The following is a 20,603-nucleotide window of genomic DNA, read 5'->3' on the forward strand; positions in this document are numbered from 1 at the left end:
GAAATTACCGAAGCTGGTAGTTTCTCGTTTTTTATTTACCGGGAAAGCAGTTCCTTTTCCATGGGATTTTGAAATGCGGGGCGGAACAGTCTGGTTTCTGCTTGAAAAGAGGTGAAAATATGGTAAAGATCAACGGCAAGCTTCTGGAGGCAGAGGGAAAAACTCTGACAGAATATCTGGAAGGCGCAGGCTATCAGATACCGCGTGTGGCAGTAGAAAAAAATGGAGAAATTGTGCCAAAGGCAGAGTATTCCCACACGGTTCTTAAAAATGGAGACAGCGTTGAAGTAGTGAGCTTTGTAGGAGGAGGCTGAATGATTCCAACCAGAGAAGAAATGGAACAGGCATTTAAGATGCGTCACGGAAAAGAACTGCAGGAGAAATTTTCTTCAGCAGTGGTGGCAGTCTGTGGTCTGGGAGGGCTTGGCTCTCACATTGCCGAAGCCCTTGCCAGAGCCGGGATTGGTAAGCTGATCCTGATTGATTTCGACTATGTAGATGTCAGTAATCTTCACCGGCAGCAGTATAAGGCTACACAGGTAGGAAAGAGCAAAACAGAAGCAATGGAGGAGAATCTCAAAGAGATCGCGCCGTATCTGAACACGGAAGTACATAATGTAAAAATAACCCGGGACAATGCAAAAGAGCTTTTAGAGGAGGCAGATATTATCTGTGAGGCCTTTGATGATGCAGAAAGCAAAGCCATGCTTACCGATGTGGTACTGTGCAGCATGCGGGAAAAATATCTGGTAGCCGCATCGGGAATGGCAGGAATGGGAAGTGCCAATGATATCCGTACCAGAAAGATCACAGAACGTTTTTATCTCTGTGGAGATGAAACCAGCGAGGTAAAAGAGCAGCACAGCCTTGTGGCTTCCAGAGTGATGGTATGCGCAGCCCACCAGGCTCATGCAGTCCTGCGCATACTTGCCGGAAAATAATGCTGCTGCCACAATTTTACAGCAACAGTAATAAATCAAAGCTTATTCCAGACAGCAGCAGTCAATGGGAAAGCGCACTGTAAATCGTGAGATATTTAACTGCGCAAATAACAGTGGAAGAACAATGCACAAAGAGAGGAAACGGACAATGAATGATAAGCTGATCATAGGGGGACATGAATTTAACTCCCGTTTTATTCTCGGCTCAGGAAAGTATTCCCTGAAGCTGATCCAGGCGGCAGTAAAGGACGCCGGAGCAGAAATTATTACACTGGCAGTACGCCGGGCAAACACAAAGGACCAGGAAAATATCCTGGATTTTATTCCAGAAGGAGTGACCCTTCTTCCCAATACCAGCGGGGCGAGAAATGCTGAGGAGGCAGTGAGGATTGCCTGTCTTGCCAGAGAACTGGGCTGTGGTAATTTTGTAAAAATAGAGATCATGCGTGATTCCAAATATCTGCTTCCGGACAACCAGGAAACCGTAAAAGCAACAGAGATCCTGGCGGATAAAGGATTTGTGGTCATGCCGTATATGTACCCGGATCTGAATACTGCCCGTGATCTGGCAAATGCAGGAGCAGCGGCAGTGATGCCTCTTGCCTCTCCTATTGGCTCAAATAAAGGTCTGGCAACAAAGGATTTTATCCAGATTCTTATTGATGAGATCGACCTTCCCATTATTGTTGATGCAGGGATCGGAAAGCCTTCCCAGGCCTGTGAGGCAATGGAAATGGGCGCGGCGGCAATTATGGCAAACACAGCTCTTGCCACAGCGGGAAACCTGCCTCTGATGGCTGCTGCTTTTAAACAGGCCATTGAAGCCGGACGAAAGGCATATCTTGCAGGGATTGGAAGAGTGCTTACAAGAGGAGCAGCTGCTTCTGATCCGCTGACAGGATTTTTAAGGGATTAGAGGTGAGTAAAGTGGAAAATCAGTTTTTTGTAGATTCTGAGTATCTTTCTGAAAAAGCTCTGGAAAAAAAGCACCGTCTGGAGACAGATCCTTCCTTTCGGAAAAATCATATGGAATATCTGCCCGGGATGGAACAGATTGAATCCCAGGTGTGCGGTCACGTTATGGATCAGATGAAAAGCTATGACTATTCGGCTTACACAGCTTCTGATGTAAGGGCTGCGCTGAATCATGAAACCTGCTCCGTGGAGGATTTTAAAGCTCTGCTTTCTCCGGCGGCAGAGCCGTTTCTTGAGGAAATGGCCCAGCGGGCCCGCATGGAGACAGGACGGCATTTCGGAAACACCGTGTATCTCTTTACGCCTCTGTATATTGCAAATTACTGCGAAAATTACTGTGTGTACTGTGGATTTAACTGCTATAACCATATCAGCCGCATGAAGCTTTCCATGGAGCAGATTGAAAAAGAAATGAAGATCATTGCAGACAGCGGTATGGAGGAGATTTTGATCCTTACAGGAGAAAGCCGCAGTCAGAGTGACGTAACGTATATTGGAGAGGCGTGTAAGCTTGCGCGGAAATATTTTCGTATGGTAGGACTGGAAATCTATCCGGTAAATACAGACGAATATGCTTATCTTCACCAGTGCGGCGCAGACTATGTGACCGTATTTCAGGAAACCTATGATACGGATAAGTATGAACAGCTTCATCTGATGGGGCACAAAAGGGTATGGCCCTACCGTTTTGACGCTCAGGAGCGGGCTCTGCGGGGCGGCATGAGAGGAGTGGCTTTCTCAGCTCTTCTTGGGCTTTCCGATTTCCGTAAGGATGCTCTTGCAACCGGGCTTCATGTGTATTATCTTCAGCGAAAATATCCTCATGCAGAGATGTCTCTGTCCTGTCCGAGACTTCGTCCTATTATTAACAATGAAAAGATCAATCCTCTGGATGTTCATGAAAAGCAGCTCTGTCAGATTATCTGTGCATATCGTATTTTTCTTCCGTTTGCCGGAATTACCGTATCATCCAGGGAAAGCGCAGAGTTTCGGAACGGCATTGTGAAGATTGCCGCAACAAAGATCTCAGCAGGGGTGTCCACAGGGATCGGCGATCACGAAAGCAAATACAACGGCAGGGAATCAGAGGAAGAAAAAGGCGATGAACAGTTTGAAATTGATGACAGCAGAAGTCTGGATGTGATGTACAGAGACATTGCAGAGGAAGGGCTTCAGCCGGTTCTGAATGATTATGTATATGTATAAAGAAAACAGGAACTCAGATATTTTGTGTATCACAAACAGGAAGCTCTGCCGGGAAGACTTTATTACCAGGATGCGGAAGATCGCAGCCGCTCATCCGGCAGCGGTGGTTGTGAGAGAAAAAGAGCTTTTGGAAAAGGAATATATGGAGCTTGCGGAAAAAATTCTGAACATATGCAGGGAACAGGAAACCGTTTGTATTCTGCACAGCTTTCCGGAGGCAGCTCTGGAGCTGGGATGTGACAGTCTCCATCTTCCGCTTCCGGTTCTCATGAAAATGGAACCCGGCAAACGGCAAAGCTTTCGGGTTCTGGGAGCCTCCTGCCATTCTGTGGAGGATGCGGTACTGGCAGAAAAACTGGGATGTACTTATATTACGGCAGGGCACATTTTTGATACGGACTGTAAAAAGGGACTGCCCGGGCGGGGACTGGATTTTCTGAAAAACGTATGTGCAGGTGTTTCCGTTCCTGTTTATGCAATCGGCGGTATCTCTCCTGCCAATATCAGTAAAGTAAGAGAGGCCGGGGCAGCAGGAGCCTGTGTTATGAGCGGGCTTATGGTCTGCGAAGATCCGGAGGATTATTTGCAGGAGTTTAAAAGACAGGAATAAAAGAGAAACAATATTTTTACAGAGCTTTGTATTCTGAATAAGGGGAAAGGACAAAAGATCAACATGAAATTTCATAAAGATATGCTTCTTCTTTATGCAGTGACAGACAGAAAATGGACGGGCAGGCAGACCCTGTACGAACAGATTGAAGATGCTCTCAAGGGCGGAGCGACCATGATCCAGCTTCGGGAAAAGGATCTGCCGGAAAGTCGGCTTGTGGCGGAAGCAGAAAAAATAAAAGAGCTCTGCCACAGCTATCATGTTCCTCTGATCATTAACGACAATGTAAAGGCAGCGCTTTTAAGCGGAGCGGACGGTGTACATGTAGGAAAAGAGGATATGGCGGTTTCTGACATACGGAAAATAGTTCCGGAGGATTTTATCATAGGAGCCACTGCAAAAACTACAGAGCAGGCCAAAAAAGCAGAACAGGGGGGCGCGGATTATCTTGGGGTGGGAGCTGTTTTTCCTTCTCCTACCAAACAGGATGCCATTCGTATTACAAGAGATCAGTTAAAAGAAATCTGCAGCGCGGTTTCTGTTCCGGCAGTGGCCATCGGCGGGATCACCAGGCAGAATATAGAAGAGCTTGCGGGAGGGAAAATGGCAGGGGCAGCCGTAGTATCCGGGATTTTTTCCGCTCAGGATATACAGAAGGAAACGGCTCTTCTGAAGAAAAAAATACAGGAGGTTTTAAATCTATGAGCGTTCATGCAGCTCTGACTATTGCAGGAAGTGATTCCAGCGGGGGCGCCGGGATCCAGGCAGATATTAAAACCATGATCACAAACGGCGTGTATGCCATGAGCGCCATAACGGCCCTGACTGCCCAGAATACAACAGGCGTGCGCTCTGTCATGGAGGTGCCGCCGGAATTTCTGGGAGACCAGCTGGATGCGGTATTCGAAGATATTTACCCGGAAGCAGTAAAGATCGGCATGGTATCTTCAAAAGAACTGATTCAGGTAATTGGAGAGAAGCTTCGGTTTTATCAGGCAAAAAACGTGGTGGTGGATCCGGTTATGGTGGCTTCCAGCGGCTCCTCCCTGATGAAAAATAACGGGGCAGAGATGATGATAAAAGAGCTGTTTCCCCTTGCGTCTCTGATCACGCCAAATATTCCGGAGGCAGAAATTCTTTCCGGCTGTGAGATAAAGAATAAACAGGATATGGAGGCGGCAGCAGAAAAGCTCAGTGATCTTGGCGCAGAGGCAGTTCTTTTAAAAGGTGGCCACAGTATCAGTGATGCAGACGATCTTCTCTGCGTGGAAGGACAGAAGATCTGGATCAGAGGAAGAAGAATCCATAATCCCAATACCCACGGAACAGGCTGTACCCTTTCTTCGGCGATCGCATCCAATCTTGCAAAGGGAATGGAAATGGAAGAGGCGGTAAGAAAAGCAAAGGAATATATTTCAAAGGCTCTGGAAGCCGGACTGGACCTGGGAAAGGGAAGCGGCCCTCTGGATCACGCTTTTTATATGGCAAATCTGTAAAACAGAAAATAGATATAAATGAATAAAATCAGTATTACAAAAATAAAGACACGGAAAGGAAACGCTTTATGAGAGAATATAAAACACAGATGGAGGCTGCAAGACGTGGGATTATCACTCCGGAAATGAAAAAGGTTGCAGCAAAAGAGTACCGCACAGAGGAAGAAATCAGAGAGCTTGTTGCAAAAGGCCAGGTGGCTATCTGCGCCAACAGACTTCACACCTGCATTGAGCCAAATGGAGTAGGCTCCATGCTGCGTACAAAGATCAATGTGAATCTTGGAGTTTCCAGAGACTGTAAGGATTATGACATTGAAATGGAAAAGGTAATGGCAGCAGTGAACATGGGAGCTGAGGCTATTATGGATCTTTCCTCTCATGGAAACACACAGCCTTTCCGCAAAAAACTGATCCGGGAATGTCCGGCTATGATCGGGACCGTTCCTGTTTATGACAGTGTGATCCATTATCAGAGAGACCTTTCTACTTTGACTGCAAAGGATTTTATTGACGTGATTCGGCTTCATGCACAGGACGGCGTTGATTTTGTGACTCTTCACTGCGGAATTACCAGAAAGACCATTGATCAGATCAAAAAACACAAAAGAAAAATGAACATTGTATCCAGAGGAGGTTCTCTTGTTTTTGCCTGGATGAGCATGACAGGGGAGGAGAATCCTTTTTATGAGTATTATGATGAGATTCTGGATATCTGCCGGGAATATGATGTGACGATTTCTCTTGGCGATGCCTGCCGGCCCGGCTGTCTGGCAGACGCCAGCGATGTATGCCAGATCGAGGAGCTGGTCCGTCTGGGTGAGCTGACAAAGAGAGCCTGGGAAAAGGATGTGCAGGTTATGGTTGAGGGACCGGGACATATGCCTCTTGATCAGATCGAGGCAAACATGAAGCTGCAGCAGTCCATCTGCATGGGAGCGCCCTTTTATGTTCTGGGACCGATCGTTACGGATATTGCGCCGGGCTATGATCACATCACTTCTGCCATTGGAGGAGCCGTTGCAGCTTCAGCAGGAGCTGCCTTCCTCTGCTACGTAACTCCTGCAGAGCATCTGGCCCTTCCCAATGTGGAGGATGTGAAGCAGGGGATCATCGCATCCAGGATCGCGGCACATGCAGCGGATATTGCAAAAAAAGTTCCTCATGCAAGAGACATGGACGATGCCATGGCAGATGCAAGAAGAACCTTTGACTGGGAAAAACAGTGGGAGTGCTCCATTGACCCGGACACTGCCAGAAGCATCCGGGATGACAGAGCTCCGGAGCATGAGGATACCTGTTCCATGTGCGGGAAATTCTGCGCGGTACGAAGCATGAACAAGGCTCTGAACGGAGAATATATTGATATTCTTTAAGACCTGGAGCGGGCTTACAGCTTTATGATAAGAACAGGGATGGGCGGATTATTGGGACGGTTAAAATAATCGCTGCGGATCACCAGATACTTCCTGGGATCCAGAGCAGAAAGCCAGGCAAGAACCTGGTCCCGTTCCTGAAATCCGGAGTCCCCTCCGCTGTAAATGCAAAGGGAGATCAGCCCGCTTTTCTGAAGCAGAGAGAGTCCCTGCTCCAGAGCCTGGATGCTGGTTTCGGCCTTTGTGGACAGGGAATGATCTCCTCCTGGAAGATAGCCCAGATTAAATACAATACAGCTGACAGATCCTGGAGAAGCATAGCTGCCCATATTGATATGGGAATCAAGGATCAGCTGATAATTTTCGGGAGCGCCTGCACACTGCAGGCGATTTCTGGTATTAGTAAGAGCCATTTCCTGAATGTCAAAGGCCAGTACCTGTCCGTTTTCTTTACAGAGTGTACTTAAAAGCAGGGTGTCGTTTCCGTTTCCCATGGTGGCGTCAATACACAGATCTCCGGGTTTTACCTGTTCCCGGATAAACCGGGCGCACCATTGCGTGATCTGACAGGAATCCATAAAATGTGTCTCCTTTTAATAACTGGTTGTCAGGGAAAGATACAGGTTCCCCAAATTATCCAAGATAGCTTTTCAGAAGATTGAAGGTATTTTCCACACCTTTTTTGTGGCTTCTTTCATATCCGTGAGAAGCGTATACGCCCGGACCGATAAGACCGTGGCGCGCATCCACTCCCGCGCTTAAAGCTGCATCTGCATCAGAACCGTAATACGGGTATACATCTACGGCAAAATCCACATCCGCCTGTCTGGCAGCCCGGATAAGTCCGGAAACAACATCATAATGATAAGGTCCCCGGCTGTCCTTGGCGCAGATGGAAACCTGACATTCCGTACATTCCAGACCTTCCCCTACACAGCCCATATCCACGGACAGAAGCTCTGTTACCTGTTCCGGTATGGAAGCGCAGCCGCCGTGTCCCACTTCCTCGAATACGGTAATGTGCTGGTAGATCCTGCGGTCAGGAGTAATATTTTCATCTTTTAAATATTTGGCATAGCCCAGAAGAATGGCAGTACTCAGCTTGTCATCCAGAAAACGGCTTTTAATAAAGCCGGAAGGAGTGACAACTGTTCTGGGATCAAAGCAGACAATGTCTCCGGTCATAATTCCAAGAGCTTTTACCTCCTCGGCAGAAGTTACCAGCTCGTCCAGAAGAACCTCCATGTCCTTGTAGGTTCTTTTTGTATCATTGTATTCTCCGTTTACGTGAATGGAGGCGTTGCATAACTGGAAAGTTCCGGTATAGGTTTTTCCCTCTCTTGTAACGATACGGCAGTTTTCTGCTTCCGCATTATTTGCATTCATTCCTCCTAAAGGACTGAGTTTCAGCCGACCCTCGCCGGTAATAGAAGAAACCATGGCTCCCAGTGTGTCGGTATGTGCCATCAGCATAACAGGTCCCTTTGCAGGATCCTCTGTATTTTCCTCTGTGCCCCGGGAGATCTGCACCAGAACGCCGCCCTTTGTGGTAAGCTGCGGATCATATCCCATTTCTCTGTAGGTTTCCAGAAGCCACTGGGATACATGTTCTGTGTATCCGGAAGGACTGTCAATGGAAAGAAGTTTCTGCGCCTGCTGAATGATATATTCGGTATAGTCTTTCATTGTGAAGTCTCCTTTGTAAAAAATTTCTGTACTGTAAATGAGCAAATTCAAAAAACGCACAAAGTAATTTCTGTTTATCCACGTATCATAGACAGATCGGTTCCGGCAATTTTTGGTGTCCGTTTATTTTTCCGTGCTAAAATCCGGTATTTCCTCATTTATCGTTTTGCATTTATTATAAGAAAAAACACACCCAAGGTCAATTACAGAAGAGTTATTTTCCATAAAAGAGTTACTGCCAGGTAATGGTTGGCACTTTTTTTATACAGAGTGACAGAGCAGAGATAAGCCCGAGCTGCCAAAAGGGAGACTGATATATATGCCGGAATCCGTTATATACAGTACAAAATGCCACCATCAAGGGTGTATAAAAATATAAACACAGGAAAAATCCATTGCAATTAAAAGAAGGGATTGGTAAAATAAATGGACAGGTAAAAAGCTTTGGTCTGTTCAGGCCATGAAAGGGAGGAAACCGGAATGTTAAAGGGAAAAACAGTACTTCTGGGTGTAACCGGAAGTATTGCCGCATATAAGATCGCATATCTTGCCAGTGCGCTGAAAAAGCTGCACGCGCAGGTTCATGTACTAATGACAGAGAATGCTACGAATTTTATCAATCCCATTACATTTGAATCTCTCACCGGAAACAAATGTCTGGTGGATACCTTTGACCGGAACTTTCAGTTTCAGGTAGAGCATGTGTCCATTGCAAAACAGGCAGATGTGGTGATGATCGCCCCTGCAAGCGCCAATGTGATCGGAAAGCTTGCACACGGAATCGCAGACGATATGCTGACCACCACGGTCATGGCATGTAAATGTAAAAAGTATATTTCTCCTGCCATGAACACCAATATGTACGAGAATCCCATTCTCCAGGATAATCTGAAGATTCTCCGCCGTTACGATTATGAAGTGATCGATCCGGCTGTGGGATATCTTGCATGCGGAGATACGGGAGCAGGCAAAATGCCGGAGCCGGAAATCCTTTTACAGTATATCCTGAAAGAAATTGCCTGTGAGAAGGACTTAAAGGGCAAAAAAGTTCTTGTCACTGCAGGTCCCACTCAGGAGGCCATTGATCCGGTCCGCTATATTACCAATCACTCCTCAGGCAAAATGGGATATGCCCTGGCCAGAGCTGCCATGCTGCGGGGAGCTGAGGTTACGCTGGTAAGCGGTCCCTGCGCCATTGCGGCTCCGCCCTTTGTAAAAATGATTCCTGTTGTCACTGCAAGGGACATGTTTGAGGCAGTCACATCAGTAAGTGAGGAACAGGATATTATTATCAAGGCTGCGGCAGTGGCAGATTACCGTCCGCTTCACGTAGCTGACGAAAAGGTAAAAAAACAGGATGGAGAAATGAGCATTGAGCTGGAAAGGACAGACGATATCCTGAAATATCTGGGAGAGCACAGACATCCGGGACAGTTTTTATGCGGTTTTTCCATGGAAACACAGAATATGATCGGTAATTCCAGGGCCAAGCTTGAGAAAAAACATCTGGACATGGTGGCAGCCAACAATTTAAAAGAGGCCGGCGCCGGATTCCAGGGGGATACCAATATCCTGACCCTGATTACACAGAATGAGGACGTATCACTTCAGCTGATGAGCAAGGAGGATGCAGCCAACGCCATTCTGGATAAAATCCTTTCTGTCTGCAAAGAAAGGGAAGTGTAACCCGTTTATCAGGAAGCGGGCAAATACACTTACCGCCCGCAGTTCCGCACCGTATTGTATCCCTGTAGGAGGGAACGATAACAAGGAGGAAAAAATGAAAACAAAAAAGAAATTCACAACATCACAGCTTACTGTACTGGGACTGATGTCAGGGGTTCTTCTGCTTATGGCATACACCCCTCTGGGCTATCTGAATATCGGGCCTCTGGCGATCTCCTTTAATGTGATCCCGGTGGCTGTCAGCGCCGTGGTACTTGGTCCCGCAGGCGGGGCAGTGGCCGGAGCCATTTTCGGACTGACCAGCTTCGGACAGTGTATCGGAATCGGAGGAACCAGCGCTATGGGCGCGGTATTGTTCGGCATCAGCCCTGTGCTTGCTTTTCTTCAGAGGTTTCTGCCAAGGCTTCTTACCGGAATCTGTATCGGATATATTTTCAGAGCAGTACGGAAAAAAGCAAATATTTATGTGTCCTGCGCAGTAACCGGCTTCTTCTCAGCGTTTTTAAACACTGTATTTTTTATGACAGCGCTTGTGGGACTGTTCGGAAATACAGAATATATCAGAGAGCTGATCGGAGGGCAGAACGTACTTTTGTTCTGCTGTGCTTTTGTGGGTATTAATGCAGTCTGCGAAATGGCGGCATCTACAATGATCACCGGAGCAGTGGGAACAGCGCTTTCCAGAGCAAGGCTGATCCCGGCATCTCAGATTGCGGTGAAACAGAGTATCTGATAAAGGAATGAACAAGAATGATCTTAGCGATTGATATTGGAAATACAAATATTGTAGTGGGATGTATAGACAGAGAAAAGATATATTTTGTGGAACGTCTTTCTACTGTTCGTACAAAAACAGAACTGGAATATGCCATTGATCTGAAAACAGTTCTTGATATTTATCACATTAAGGGGCAGGAAATTGAGGGATGTATTATTTCCTCTGTTGTTCCCCAGATCACAAATGTAGCCAGACTTGCTGCAGAAAAGATCCTGAAAAAGGATGTGATGGTGGTTGGTCCCGGGCTGAAGACAGGCCTTAACATTATGCTTGATAATCCCAGTGAAATGGGAGCTGACCGGGTGGCTGACGCAGTGGCAGCTATGACCTTTTATCCGGTGCCGCTGGTGATCGTGGATATGGGAACAGCCACAACTGTTTCCGTGGTAGACGAAAAGAAACGGTTTATGGGAGGCATGATCCTTCCGGGAGTAAGGGTTTCGCTGGACGCTCTTACGGCAAGGGCATCCCAGTTAAGCGGCATCAGTATAGAAGAGCCTAAACGACTGATCGGAAGAAACACAGTGGACTGTATGAAAAGCGGAATCCTTTATGGAAACGCGGCGGCAGTGGACGGCATTGTGGACAGGATCGAAGAGTATCTGGGACAGGATGTAACCGTGATCGCTACCGGGGGAATGTCAAAAAAGATCATTCCTCACTGCAAAAGAGAAATGATCTGGGATGCGGATCTTCTTCTGAAGGGACTTCTTGTGATCTACGAAAAAAACAGATCATAAAAATCCCTGAACCATATCCGGAGGCACAGGCGCTGTGAAACATAGCCGTTTGCCGGTTATGGGATGGGAAAATTCTATCTGTACGGAGTGAAGAGGCTGGCGGCTGAACCGGCTGTAGTCCGGACAGTACAGATAGTCTGCCGGAAGCGGGTAGCCCAGATATCCCATGTGCACGCGGATCTGATGGGTACGCCCGGTTTCCAGATGAAGCTCCAGAAGAGAGTGACCGTTTCTGGTATCCAGCCTTTCATAAAAGGTAACTGCAGATTCGCCGTTGTCGAAATCTACACATCGTTGAATTACAGAATCTCCAAGCCTTGCAATGGGTGCGGAGATTTTTCCTTTTTCCGGGGGAATTCCCTTTACCACTGCCAGATAGGTGCGGCGGATCTCACGGCGTTTCATCTGAGTGGAGAGGATGGCGGCGCTTAAAGGATTTTTTGCCAGGATCAGAGCGCCGGAGGTATCTCTGTCAAGACGGTTGATGCAGCGGAAGGGGCAGAACAGATTTCTGCTTTCAAAATAAAAAGCAGCGCCGTTTGCCAGTGTATTTTCGTAATTTCCCATGGAAGGATGCACCGGCATTCCCGCAGGCTTGTCCACAGCAAGAATATCTTCATCTTCATATAAAACAGAAAGCTCCATGGGAACCGGAATTATATGCTCTGTGGATCCTGTTTCCGGAACCAGGATGTTCAGAATATCATGATTTTTTAATAAGGTACGTCCTCCTGCTTTTTCGCCATTGAGAGAAATGGCGTTTTTTTCTGCCTTCATGGAAGAAAGGATATGTCTGGAAAAACCTTTTGAACGCAGAAAATCCAGAATCTGCATGCTGGCATCTGCTTCTGTTATATGGTAGGTCACTGATCGATTCATAGAGAGGTTCCTGCTTCCTTTTCTGTATATTGGGCACCGGAGTCAGAAGTAATCTGCTTTTTATTCTGTTTTATAAGCTTCCGGTAGGTTCCGGCAGACATACCGCAGTATTTGCGGAAGCTCTGGGACAGATAGCTCTGAGAGGAAAAGCCGGCCTGGTGAGCAATATCTGAGATTCCATAATCGGAATTTTCCAGAAGTTCTTTGCACACCTCGATTCGTTTCCGGTTCAGGTAACTGATAGGAGAAATTCCATAGTATTTTGTAAATTCATGGCTCAGATAATATTTGTTCAGATGGCTGAAAACAGCAAGATCATCCAGAGTAATGGATTCGCTGTAACTGGAATCCAGATACCGTTTTACAGCAGCGCAGGCTCGGCTGGGGTGCTGAGAAGAAATGACTTCAAAGGCAGAATCTGTAAGCCGTTTCAGCTGCAGGGTAAGGATTTCCAGAAGATGCATGCAGATGCTTTCATATCCTTCTGCCTTTTTGTCCAGCTCCTGGAAAATCGCGTTAAAATAAAAAAGAAGATCCGCCTGTTTTTTTCTGCAGTTAAAGATCTGGAAATCCCGGTGGTCATTAAAAGAAAAGGAAATTCCGTCCACTCCAACAGTAAAATAACTTAAAGGAGAGATTCCGTTGGAAATTTCCGTATGGCTCAGATGGGGATTGACAATAATAAGATCGTCTTTTTCAATAGGGAAAATCTGATTTTCAATCAGAAAGCTTCCTTTGCCCTCCCGTACATAAAAAAGTTCTGTAAAAGTGTGGGAATGGGGGATGCTGGACCAGTCTCCCTCATAGCGTGAGGCTGAGGCTGAAATAAGTACAGCATTCATGGAAGTTTCTGTTTCTGATGAAAAATGAAGAGACTGGTTGCTCATAAAAACTCCTTTCCGCAGTTTCTGTTATCATATCATAAAAAAATTCTTACAGCAAGATTTCTAAAAAACAAAGCAAAAAGAGAATTGAATTCATGTGCAGGAATTATTATTCTATAATCATAATGAAAAAACTAAGCGTATGTACAGGGAGTTTTTTGCACAAATTATATGGAGGTATGAACATGGCAGAAAAAAGAGGAAGAGTCACGATTCCTACAGATCTGGACGTGATCAGAGAGACACTTGATATTATGAAAGAGTGGGGCGCAGATGCCATCCGTGACTGTGACGGAACAGAGTTTCCTCAGGAACTGAAGGATACCGGATCCAAGATCTATGCAACTTATTACACAACACGTAAGGATAACGACTGGGCAAAAGCGCATCCGGAAGAGATCCAGCAGATGTATATTATGACATCCATCCACACAGCAGTGGAAGAATCTCTGGAAATTCACCTGATGGATCATCTTTACCCGGATATGCTTGCTGTAAATACAAGAGATGATATCCGCAAATGGTGGGAGGTTATGGACCGCACCACAGGACAGCCGGTTCCATGCGAAAAATGGTCTTATCATGAAGAGACCGGAAATGTCAGGATTCAGGCAGTTCCTTTTCATCAGTATACCGTAAGCTTTCTTGCATATATTATGTGGGATCCGGTCCATATGTACAATGCAGTTGTCAATGACTGGAAGGATGTGGAGCCGCAGATGACCTTTGATGTGCGTCAGCCTGCCACAAGAGAGTATTCTCTGAAACGTCTCCGCCGTTTCCTGGAAACCCATGAGTATGTGGACGTAGTGCGTTTTACTACATTTTTCCATCAGTTTACTCTGATCTTTGATGAGATGGCAAGAGAAAAATATGTGGACTGGTACGGGTATTCTGCATCAGTAAGTCCTTATATCCTGGAACAGTTTGAAAAGGAAGCAGGCTATCCGTTCCGTCCGGAATACATTATCGACCAGGGATATATGAATAATACATATCGCATCCCTTCTAAGGAATTCCGTGAGTTCCAGGCATTCCAGCGCAGAGAGGTTGCCCTTCTTGCAAAAGAGATGGTAGATATTGTTCATGAGTATGGCAAGGAAGCCATGATGTTCATGGGCGATCACTGGATCGGCATGGAGCCGTTTATGGATGAATTTGCCCAGATTGGACTTGACGCAGTAGTTGGAAGCGTTGGAAACGGCGCAACACTTCGTCTTTTCAGCGATATCAAGCATGTAAAATATACAGAGGGACGTTTCCTTCCGTATTTCTTCCCGGATACTTTCCATGAAGGCGGAGATCCGGTAAAAGAAGCAAAAGTAAACTGGGTAACTGCAAGAAGAGCCATTCTGAGAAGCCCGATCCAGAGAATCGGTTATGGCGGATATCTGAAGCTTGCCATTCAGTTCCCGGATTTTGTGGATTATATTAAAGAAGTGTGTCAGGAGTTCCGTACTCTTTACGACAATATCCAGGGTGTCACTCCGTACTGCGTAAAGAAAGTGGCTGTCTTAAACTGCTGGGGTAAAATGCGTGCATGGGGTAATCATATGGTCCATCATGGCCTTTACTACAAACAGAACTATTCCTACTTCGGAATCATTGAGGCTTTAAGCGGCGCTCCTTTTGACGTTTCCTTTATCAGTTTCGAGGACATCAAGGCAGATCCGGCGCTTCTTAAGAATTTTGACGTTGTGATCAATGTCGGTGACGCAGATACTGCCCAGAGCGGCGGAGAATACTGGATCGATGAGACAGTAAGCACTGCAGTCCGCGAGTTTGTTTATAACGGCGGCGGCTTTATCGGCGTAGGAGAGCCGGGTGCTCATCAGTGGCAGGGTAAATTCTTCCAGCTTGACGACATTCTCGGTGTGGAAGAAGAGAGAGGCTTTAACTTAAATACAGACAAGTACAATTGGGACGAGCACAGAGATCATTTTATCCTGAAGGACTGTACCGGAGAAGTGGATTTTGGAGAGGGCAAAAAGAACATCTTTGCACTTCCGGATACAGAGATCCTGATCCAGAAGGACAAAGAAGTACAGATGGCAGTAAATACCTTTGGAAAGGGACGCGGCGTTTACATCAGCGGTCTGCCGTACAGCTTTGAGAACAGCCGTGTGCTTTACCGCGCAGTGCTCTGGTCCGCATCTGCAGAGGAAGAGCTGAACTGCTGGTATTCCACCAACTACAACGTAGAGGTTCACGCCTATGTGAAAAATGGCAAATACTGTGTGGTTAATAACACTTATGAGCCTCAGGATACTACTGTTTTCCGCGGAGACGGCAGCAGCTTTGATCTTCACATGGAAGCAAATGAAATCAAATGGTATGAGATCGGATAAGTCTTACTGAAAGACCTCCCTTCCCATGTAATCAATAACCGCCTGTATTTCCGGCGAAATCCACTTGTTTTTGTGGTAAAGGATCTGTTTCCAGATTTCGATATTCAGATCCGGCACGGGAATACGGGCGAGTTTTTTTTCCTGAATAGCTGTTTCCGCCACATAATCCGGCAGAAAAGAGACTTCCAACCCTTTTTGCAGCATCTGTGTGATCAGGCTGGTATCGCTGAGCTCCAGAAAAGGAGTGATCTCCAGAGAAAGACTGGTCAGGTGCTGATCCAGAAGCTTCTGATAGCTGGTATTCCTTTCTGTAAGGATAAAGGATTCATGGATCAGCTGTTTTACAGGAACAGATTCCCGGGATGCCAGAGGATGAGCTGAAGAACAGAAAAAATGGCAGGAAACAGGAGCCTCATAGGCGATCACATAGTTTCTGTCATAGATATGGTGATCCAGAGTGTACACAAGATCAATTTCATTTTGGCTTAAAAGCCGGAACATTTCTTCTGTGCTGGTGCTGATGACCTCCAGGGAGATATCAGGGAAATGCCGGTGGAACTGTTCAAAATTATTCTGGAACAGCCAGTGACATAAAGAAGGAGCAGTGGCAATTCGGATGTGGCCGGAAAGAGTCAGCGGATTGTCCGCTGTTTTTTTTATGGCCTCTGCCGTGCGGAAAAGCTCATGGGTAAGATTCAGAATCTCTTTTCCTTTTTCTGTAAGCCGGACTCTGTGGTTGATCCGTTCAAACAGAGGGATGCCAAGCTCCTTTTCCAGCTGACGGATCTGAGTGGATACTGAGGACTGGGTGTAGCCCAGACTTTCTGCAGCCTTTGTAAAGCTGCCAAGCTCTGCCACCTGAATAAAACTTTCAAGATTTCTGATTTCCATAAAAACCTCCTGTGTTATTATCAAAAATTTCAATACTTTTTATTAAAACTATCAATTTCTCAAATTATGCAATTTATTATATACTGAATCATATGACTATTCAACAAAAATGGAGGGGTTATGGGAGACTGGATTGTTAAAATAATTGAGAGTGTTTATAATTTTTTATGGGGAGATCTGATCGTACTGCCCCTGCCCGGAGGAGGAGAGCTTCCGCTTTCTCTTCTTGTGATCATTCTGATACCGGCCGGGCTTTATTTTACGGTACGCACAAGGTTTCTTCCTGTTCGTCTGTTTCCGGATATGGTAAAAGCGGTTACAGGCAAAAAAACAAAAGAAAAGGGTTCTCTGTCAGTCATGCAGTCCCTGATCGTTTCTACTGCCACACGAGTGGGAATGGGAAACCTGGTGGGAGTGGTGGCAGCCATTTCTGCAGGCGGAGCCGGAGCTGTGTTCTGGATGTGGGTAACAGCCCTCATCGGATCTTCGACCGCATTTATCGAAGGAACACTGGCGCAGCTTTATAAAGAAAAGGATCCTCTGTACGGAGGATACCGGGGAGGCCCGGCCTATTACATACATAAATATCTTCAGGAAAAAAGAGGCGGCAAGGTCAGAAGATACTGTGGCCTTTCTGTACTGTTTGCCATTTCCGGACTGATCTGCTGGTGCGGAATCAGTCAGGTGATCAGTAATTCTGTATCTTCTGCATTTGAGAATGCCTTTCATATTCCGCCTTTATACAGCACTATTGCCCTGGTGGTTCTGGCAGCGGTGATCGTTCTTCGCAAAAATGCCACCGTAAAGGTTCTGGATGTTATGGTTCCCATCATGGCAGGCTGTTATCTTCTGATCACTGTTCTTCTGATCGTGATCAATTTCCGCATGATCCCGTCTGTGATCGGAAGGATCTTCCAGGAGGCTTTTGGTTTCCGTCAGGTTGTGGCAGGCGGATTTGGCGCTGTTCTTATGAATGGTATCAAGAGAGGATTGTTTTCCAATGAGGCAGGCTCCGGTTCCGCCCCCTGCGCGGCTGCAACAGCAGAGACGGATCATCCGGCAAAGGTAGGTCTGGGACAGGCTCTCGGAGTGTTTATTGACACCATTCTGATCTGCAGCTGTACGGCTATGATCATGCTTCTTACACCGGAAACTCTCACGCAGGGGCTTACCGGAATGGATCTTCTCCAGGAGGCAATGCGCTACCATCTTGGTACGTTCGGAGTAGTATTTATTGCCATTACTTTATGGCTGTTCAGTTTTTCCACTTTTGTGGGAATCCTGTTCTATGCAAGATCAAACGTTGCGTATCTTTTTGGCGACAACTGGTTTTCTCAGACCGCCTACAAGATCGTTGCCCTGGTAATGCTGTTTGTGGGAGGACTGGCTGCCTATACCGTGGTATGGGACCTTGGAGATGTGGGAGTCGGTCTTATGACATTGTTTAATATCTTTATTCTGTTCCCAATGTCCAAAAAAGCCATTGATGCTCTGAAAGACTATGAAAAAAAGAAAAAAGCCTGAATCAGGGGCTTTAACAGAAAAACAGCAGTACATAAAACACAGGCAGATCATTTTTACAGTGGTCTGTCTGTTTTCTTTAAAAAAAATAGTGTATAATGATAAAAAAATCAGGGGAGGAAAACTTGTGAGGATCATAACTCTTATGGAAAATACACAGGAAGAAGAAGGCTGCGCTTTTGAACATGGGCTTTCTCTTTATATAGAAACTGAGAAACATAAAATCCTGGCAGATACAGGGGCTACGGGAGCCTTTGCAGAGAATGCAGAAAAGCTGGGAGTGGATCTCAGCTCTGTTGATATGGTGGTTTTAAGTCACGGTCATTATGATCATTCAGGCGGGATTCTTACATTTACAGAAAAGAATCGTCATGCAAGAATCTATATGCAGCAAAAAGCCACAGGGGATTTTTATCACGGAGAAAGATATATTGGCATTGACAGACGGATCCCCGATTTGCCTCAGGTGGAAATGATCCGGGGAGACAGGGTTCTGGACGGGGAAGTTTCGCTTTTTTCCAACATTACAGGGAGACGGTGTTTTCCCCAAAGCAATCTGGTTCTTACCCGGAAAATCAATGGAAAAGAGCAGCAGGATACCTTTGATCATGAACAGTGCCTGGTCATAAAAGAGGGAAAGGAACAGGTTCTGGTTTCCGGCTGCGCTCATAACGGCATTTTAAATATACTGGACAGATACCGGGAAATTTATGGCGGAATGCCTGCGAGGGTGATCAGCGGCTTTCACATGATGAAAAAAACACCATATACAGAGGAAGAAAAAAGCCTGATCCTGGAAACGGCAAAAGAGCTGGCAGAGTATGAGACGGTTTTTTATACAGGACATTGTACCGGAGACGAGGCCTTTGCCCTGATGAAGCCGGTTATGGGTGAAAAGCTGGTGAGACTTAGAAGCGGCGTACAGGTAATGTAAGCTCTGTACACTTATTGTTTACAGCTTGCTATCCCGTAAGACGTTTTGGCATATGTACCAAAAAACCGGGACAGACAGGGTAAAATCAGAGATTACAGACAGGTAGTATCTGTTATACTATAATAAAAACTGGAGATTCTGTCCTGAAGGGAATAGAATGCCGGGAAGAAATCATAGGCTTTAAATACAGAAGATGCAGAGGAACAGGGATTATGAACAAAAAAATCAGACTGAGCAGGAAAACACTGAAGATCATTCTTGCCATATGCCTGACTGCGGCAGTTGCCATTACAGCAGGATTTTTTATTTACATATATGTGGTTGACAAAAATACTCTGGGCCGGGAAATCCGGATCTATCAGCAGGAAGTATCCGGACTTACTGTAGATGAGGCTCAGAAAAAAATCATGGATGCTTTTAACAGCAGGGAACTGACCTTTTATGAGGACGGAAAAGAGGTTTACCGCACGTCCATGAAGGAACTGGGATATTCTCTGGATGAAAATGTTCTGAATGCCCAGTTGACAGCTATTAAACAGGAAAGAGATGCAGAAAGACAGATCATAGCGCAGCCGGTGAATTTCCGTATCGGGTATCAGATACAGAAGGATCAGGAAAAGGAAAAAGCAGCGCTTTCTGCTTCTCACTTTAACAATAAAGAGAGAACAGCTTCTGTCAGCGCATCAATTTCCTACGAAGAGCTGAAACAGCAATTTGTTATGGTAAAGGACGTGCAGGGAGATCAGATTGACGAAGGCCAGCTGATAAGCCATGTAGATCAGATTCTTGATACCACTTTTCCGGAAGATCTTCTGGGCAGTGAGATTAAAATAGAAATGGGCCCCTCTGTTTATGTTCAGCCGGAAACCGTAGTGTCAGAGGAACTGCAGAAAAAGCTGGATTCGCTGAACGGTCAGCTGAAAAAATACAGAAGCACCACAGTTACTTATACCTTTGGCCCGGCAACGGAGGTTCTGGATTCTGCTGCGATCAGTTCTTGGATCAAAATCGAAGGAGAAAAGATCAGCATTGATGAGGCTGCGGCAAAAGCCTGGGTACAGCAGCTGGCTGCAGATTATGATACGATTTATGTGCCCCGTACCTTCCGCACCTCCTACGGAAACGACATTACCGTATCCGGAAATGAGTATGGCTTCCGCATTGATCAGGAGGCAGAGCTGAAACAGCTTCTGGAAGATCTGAAAACAGGAACAGCCATTTCCAGAGAGCCTGTTTACAGTATCCGGGGACTTCAGAGAAACGGAAAAGACGATCTTGCAGGCAGCTACATAGAAGTCAGCCTGGACAATCAGCATCTGTGGCTTTATAAGGACGGAGCACTGGTAACAGAAACCGATATTGTCAGCGGCGCTCCCACACCGGACAGGGAAACCTACCGCGGAGCGTGGCCCATCCCCTATAAGGCAAGTCCTTTTAATCTGACCAGTGACGTTTACGGATATGATGTAAAGGTAAATTACTGGATGCCTTTTGTTTACGGGCAGGGGCTTCATGACGCTTCCTGGCAGTCTTCTTTTGGCGGCAACAGATATAAAACCGGCGCAGGCAGCCACGGGTGTGTAAACCTTCCCACAGATCAGGCAGCACTGATCTACAATACAATTGAAAGCGGATATCCGATTATTTTGTATTGA

The 20,603-nt window shown here is 46.1% G+C and carries 20 protein-coding genes; 15 read left to right on the forward strand and 5 right to left on the reverse strand.

The features are described 5' to 3' along the window. Positions 1-119 precede the first annotated feature (119 nt). The 8 genes from thiS (at position 120) to thiC (ending at position 6,601) form a co-directional block, all read left to right on the forward strand. Positions 120-314 (forward strand): sulfur carrier protein ThiS, encoded by a 195-nt coding sequence (gene thiS, locus NSA57_RS07195; protein WP_147599603.1) that lies wholly within the window; start codon positions 120-122, stop codon positions 312-314. Further along, a complete protein-coding gene (gene thiF, locus NSA57_RS07200; protein WP_147599604.1) occupies positions 315-941 on the forward strand; it encodes a thiamine biosynthesis protein ThiF in 627 nt (208 codons plus the stop codon). It begins immediately after the preceding gene. Positions 942-1,089: 148 nt separating this feature from the next. Beyond that, positions 1,090-1,857, forward strand: a complete 768-nt coding sequence (locus tag NSA57_RS07205; RefSeq protein ID WP_173752467.1) for a thiazole synthase — start codon at positions 1,090-1,092, stop codon at positions 1,855-1,857. An 11-nt stretch (positions 1,858-1,868) separates the two neighbouring features. Beyond that, the gene (thiH, locus tag NSA57_RS07210; protein ID WP_257464429.1) at positions 1,869-3,122 is read left to right on the forward strand and encodes a 2-iminoacetate synthase ThiH; all 1,254 of its coding nucleotides are present in this window, start codon (positions 1,869-1,871) and stop codon (positions 3,120-3,122) included. Continuing rightward, a complete protein-coding gene (locus NSA57_RS07215; protein ID WP_147599607.1) occupies positions 3,103-3,732 on the forward strand; it encodes a thiamine phosphate synthase in 630 nt (209 codons plus the stop codon). The genes thiH and NSA57_RS07215 overlap by 20 nt, the downstream gene beginning before the upstream one ends. 63 nt (positions 3,733-3,795) lie before the next feature. Next, positions 3,796-4,437: a thiamine phosphate synthase gene (gene thiE / locus NSA57_RS07220; RefSeq protein ID WP_257464430.1), complete on the forward strand. Its 642-nt coding sequence runs from the start codon at positions 3,796-3,798 to the stop codon at positions 4,435-4,437. After that, positions 4,434-5,228, forward strand: coding sequence for a bifunctional hydroxymethylpyrimidine kinase/phosphomethylpyrimidine kinase (gene thiD / locus NSA57_RS07225; RefSeq protein ID WP_257464431.1), 795 nt, complete (start codon positions 4,434-4,436; stop codon positions 5,226-5,228). The genes thiE and thiD overlap by 4 nt, the downstream gene beginning before the upstream one ends. Before the next feature lie 68 nt (positions 5,229-5,296). Further along, positions 5,297-6,601 (forward strand): phosphomethylpyrimidine synthase ThiC, encoded by a 1,305-nt coding sequence (gene thiC, locus NSA57_RS07230; RefSeq protein WP_022066969.1) that lies wholly within the window; start codon positions 5,297-5,299, stop codon positions 6,599-6,601. Positions 6,602-6,615: 14 nt separating this feature from the next. Here thiC and NSA57_RS07235 read toward each other — a convergent pair whose 3' ends face one another. Further along, positions 6,616-7,179, reverse strand: coding sequence for a tRNA 5-(aminomethyl)-2-thiouridylate-methyltransferase MnmM (locus NSA57_RS07235; RefSeq protein ID WP_257464432.1), 564 nt, complete (start codon positions 7,177-7,179; stop codon positions 6,616-6,618). Between the two features lie 55 nt (positions 7,180-7,234). Continuing rightward, positions 7,235-8,287, reverse strand: coding sequence for a M42 family metallopeptidase (locus tag NSA57_RS07240; RefSeq protein WP_257464433.1), 1,053 nt, complete (start codon positions 8,285-8,287; stop codon positions 7,235-7,237). Positions 8,288-8,767: 480 nt separating this feature from the next. Here NSA57_RS07240 and coaBC point away from each other — a divergent pair, with 480 nt between their 5' ends. The 3 genes from coaBC (at position 8,768) to NSA57_RS07255 (ending at position 11,491) form a co-directional block, all read left to right on the forward strand. Continuing rightward, positions 8,768-9,973, forward strand: a complete 1,206-nt coding sequence (coaBC, locus tag NSA57_RS07245) for a bifunctional phosphopantothenoylcysteine decarboxylase/phosphopantothenate--cysteine ligase CoaBC (RefSeq protein ID WP_257464434.1) — start codon at positions 8,768-8,770, stop codon at positions 9,971-9,973. Positions 9,974-10,067: 94 nt separating this feature from the next. After that, positions 10,068-10,706, forward strand: a complete 639-nt coding sequence (locus NSA57_RS07250) for an ECF transporter S component (RefSeq protein ID WP_147599613.1) — start codon at positions 10,068-10,070, stop codon at positions 10,704-10,706. Between the two features lie 17 nt (positions 10,707-10,723). Continuing rightward, positions 10,724-11,491 (forward strand): type III pantothenate kinase, encoded by a 768-nt coding sequence (locus NSA57_RS07255; protein ID WP_022066974.1) that lies wholly within the window; start codon positions 10,724-10,726, stop codon positions 11,489-11,491. On the opposite strand, the gene NSA57_RS07260 is transcribed toward NSA57_RS07255, so the two are convergent. Further along, positions 11,486-12,370 carry an RluA family pseudouridine synthase gene (locus NSA57_RS07260; RefSeq protein ID WP_257464435.1) on the reverse strand — a complete coding sequence of 295 codons (885 nt, stop codon included), beginning with the start codon at positions 12,368-12,370 and terminating at the stop codon, positions 11,486-11,488. The genes NSA57_RS07255 and NSA57_RS07260 overlap by 6 nt on opposite strands. After that, positions 12,367-13,257, reverse strand: a complete 891-nt coding sequence (locus NSA57_RS07265; RefSeq protein ID WP_022066976.1) for a helix-turn-helix transcriptional regulator — start codon at positions 13,255-13,257, stop codon at positions 12,367-12,369. The genes NSA57_RS07260 and NSA57_RS07265 overlap by 4 nt, the downstream gene beginning before the upstream one ends. A gap of 182 nt (positions 13,258-13,439) precedes the next feature. Here NSA57_RS07265 and gnpA point away from each other — a divergent pair, with 182 nt between their 5' ends. Next, positions 13,440-15,602 carry a 1,3-beta-galactosyl-N-acetylhexosamine phosphorylase gene (gnpA, locus tag NSA57_RS07270; protein WP_257464436.1) on the forward strand — a complete coding sequence of 721 codons (2,163 nt, stop codon included), beginning with the start codon at positions 13,440-13,442 and terminating at the stop codon, positions 15,600-15,602. Between the two features lie 3 nt (positions 15,603-15,605). Here gnpA and NSA57_RS07275 read toward each other — a convergent pair whose 3' ends face one another. Continuing rightward, positions 15,606-16,493 carry a LysR family transcriptional regulator gene (locus NSA57_RS07275; RefSeq protein ID WP_257464437.1) on the reverse strand — a complete coding sequence of 296 codons (888 nt, stop codon included), beginning with the start codon at positions 16,491-16,493 and terminating at the stop codon, positions 15,606-15,608. 120 nt (positions 16,494-16,613) lie between these two features. Here NSA57_RS07275 and NSA57_RS07280 point away from each other — a divergent pair, with 120 nt between their 5' ends. From NSA57_RS07280 to NSA57_RS07290, 3 genes are all read left to right on the forward strand, one after another. Next, positions 16,614-18,017, forward strand: coding sequence for an alanine/glycine:cation symporter family protein (locus NSA57_RS07280; RefSeq protein ID WP_257464438.1), 1,404 nt, complete (start codon positions 16,614-16,616; stop codon positions 18,015-18,017). A gap of 124 nt (positions 18,018-18,141) precedes the next feature. After that, entirely contained in the window at positions 18,142-18,948 is an 807-nt protein-coding gene (locus NSA57_RS07285; protein WP_257464439.1) for an MBL fold metallo-hydrolase, read from the forward strand. Between the two features lie 212 nt (positions 18,949-19,160). Next, positions 19,161-20,603 carry a L,D-transpeptidase family protein gene (locus NSA57_RS07290; RefSeq protein WP_257464440.1) on the forward strand — a complete coding sequence of 481 codons (1,443 nt, stop codon included), beginning with the start codon at positions 19,161-19,163 and terminating at the stop codon, positions 20,601-20,603.

This window comes from Blautia caecimuris (assembly GCF_024622975.1).
Classification (GTDB): Bacteria; Bacillota; Clostridia; order Lachnospirales; family Lachnospiraceae; genus Blautia_A; species Blautia_A caecimuris.

What these genes read in the sequence shown, in the direction of transcription:
- thiS (WP_147599603.1), top strand. Translation starts at nt 120, where the DNA reads ATGGTAAAGATCAACGGCAAGCTTCTGGAGGCAGAGGGAAAAACTCTG.
- thiF (WP_147599604.1), top strand. Translation starts at nt 315, where the DNA reads ATGATTCCAACCAGAGAAGAAATGGAACAGGCATTTAAGATGCGTCAC.
- NSA57_RS07205 (WP_173752467.1), top strand. Translation starts at nt 1,090, where the DNA reads ATGAATGATAAGCTGATCATAGGGGGACATGAATTTAACTCCCGTTTT.
- NSA57_RS07215 (WP_147599607.1), top strand. Translation starts at nt 3,103, where the DNA reads ATGATTATGTATATGTATAAAGAAAACAGGAACTCAGATATTTTGTGT.
- thiE (WP_257464430.1), top strand. Translation starts at nt 3,796, where the DNA reads ATGAAATTTCATAAAGATATGCTTCTTCTTTATGCAGTGACAGACAGA.
- thiD (WP_257464431.1), top strand. Translation starts at nt 4,434, where the DNA reads ATGAGCGTTCATGCAGCTCTGACTATTGCAGGAAGTGATTCCAGCGGG.
- thiC (WP_022066969.1), top strand. Translation starts at nt 5,297, where the DNA reads ATGAGAGAATATAAAACACAGATGGAGGCTGCAAGACGTGGGATTATC.
- NSA57_RS07235 (WP_257464432.1), bottom strand. Translation starts at nt 7,179, where the DNA reads ATGGATTCCTGTCAGATCACGCAATGGTGCGCCCGGTTTATCCGGGAA.
- NSA57_RS07240 (WP_257464433.1), bottom strand. Translation starts at nt 8,287, where the DNA reads ATGAAAGACTATACCGAATATATCATTCAGCAGGCGCAGAAACTTCTT.
- coaBC (WP_257464434.1), top strand. Translation starts at nt 8,768, where the DNA reads ATGTTAAAGGGAAAAACAGTACTTCTGGGTGTAACCGGAAGTATTGCC.
- NSA57_RS07250 (WP_147599613.1), top strand. Translation starts at nt 10,068, where the DNA reads ATGAAAACAAAAAAGAAATTCACAACATCACAGCTTACTGTACTGGGA.
- NSA57_RS07255 (WP_022066974.1), top strand. Translation starts at nt 10,724, where the DNA reads ATGATCTTAGCGATTGATATTGGAAATACAAATATTGTAGTGGGATGT.
- NSA57_RS07260 (WP_257464435.1), bottom strand. Translation starts at nt 12,370, where the DNA reads ATGAATCGATCAGTGACCTACCATATAACAGAAGCAGATGCCAGCATG.
- NSA57_RS07265 (WP_022066976.1), bottom strand. Translation starts at nt 13,257, where the DNA reads ATGAGCAACCAGTCTCTTCATTTTTCATCAGAAACAGAAACTTCCATG.
- gnpA (WP_257464436.1), top strand. Translation starts at nt 13,440, where the DNA reads ATGGCAGAAAAAAGAGGAAGAGTCACGATTCCTACAGATCTGGACGTG.
- NSA57_RS07275 (WP_257464437.1), bottom strand. Translation starts at nt 16,493, where the DNA reads ATGGAAATCAGAAATCTTGAAAGTTTTATTCAGGTGGCAGAGCTTGGC.
- NSA57_RS07280 (WP_257464438.1), top strand. Translation starts at nt 16,614, where the DNA reads ATGGGAGACTGGATTGTTAAAATAATTGAGAGTGTTTATAATTTTTTA.
- NSA57_RS07290 (WP_257464440.1), top strand. Translation starts at nt 19,161, where the DNA reads ATGAACAAAAAAATCAGACTGAGCAGGAAAACACTGAAGATCATTCTT.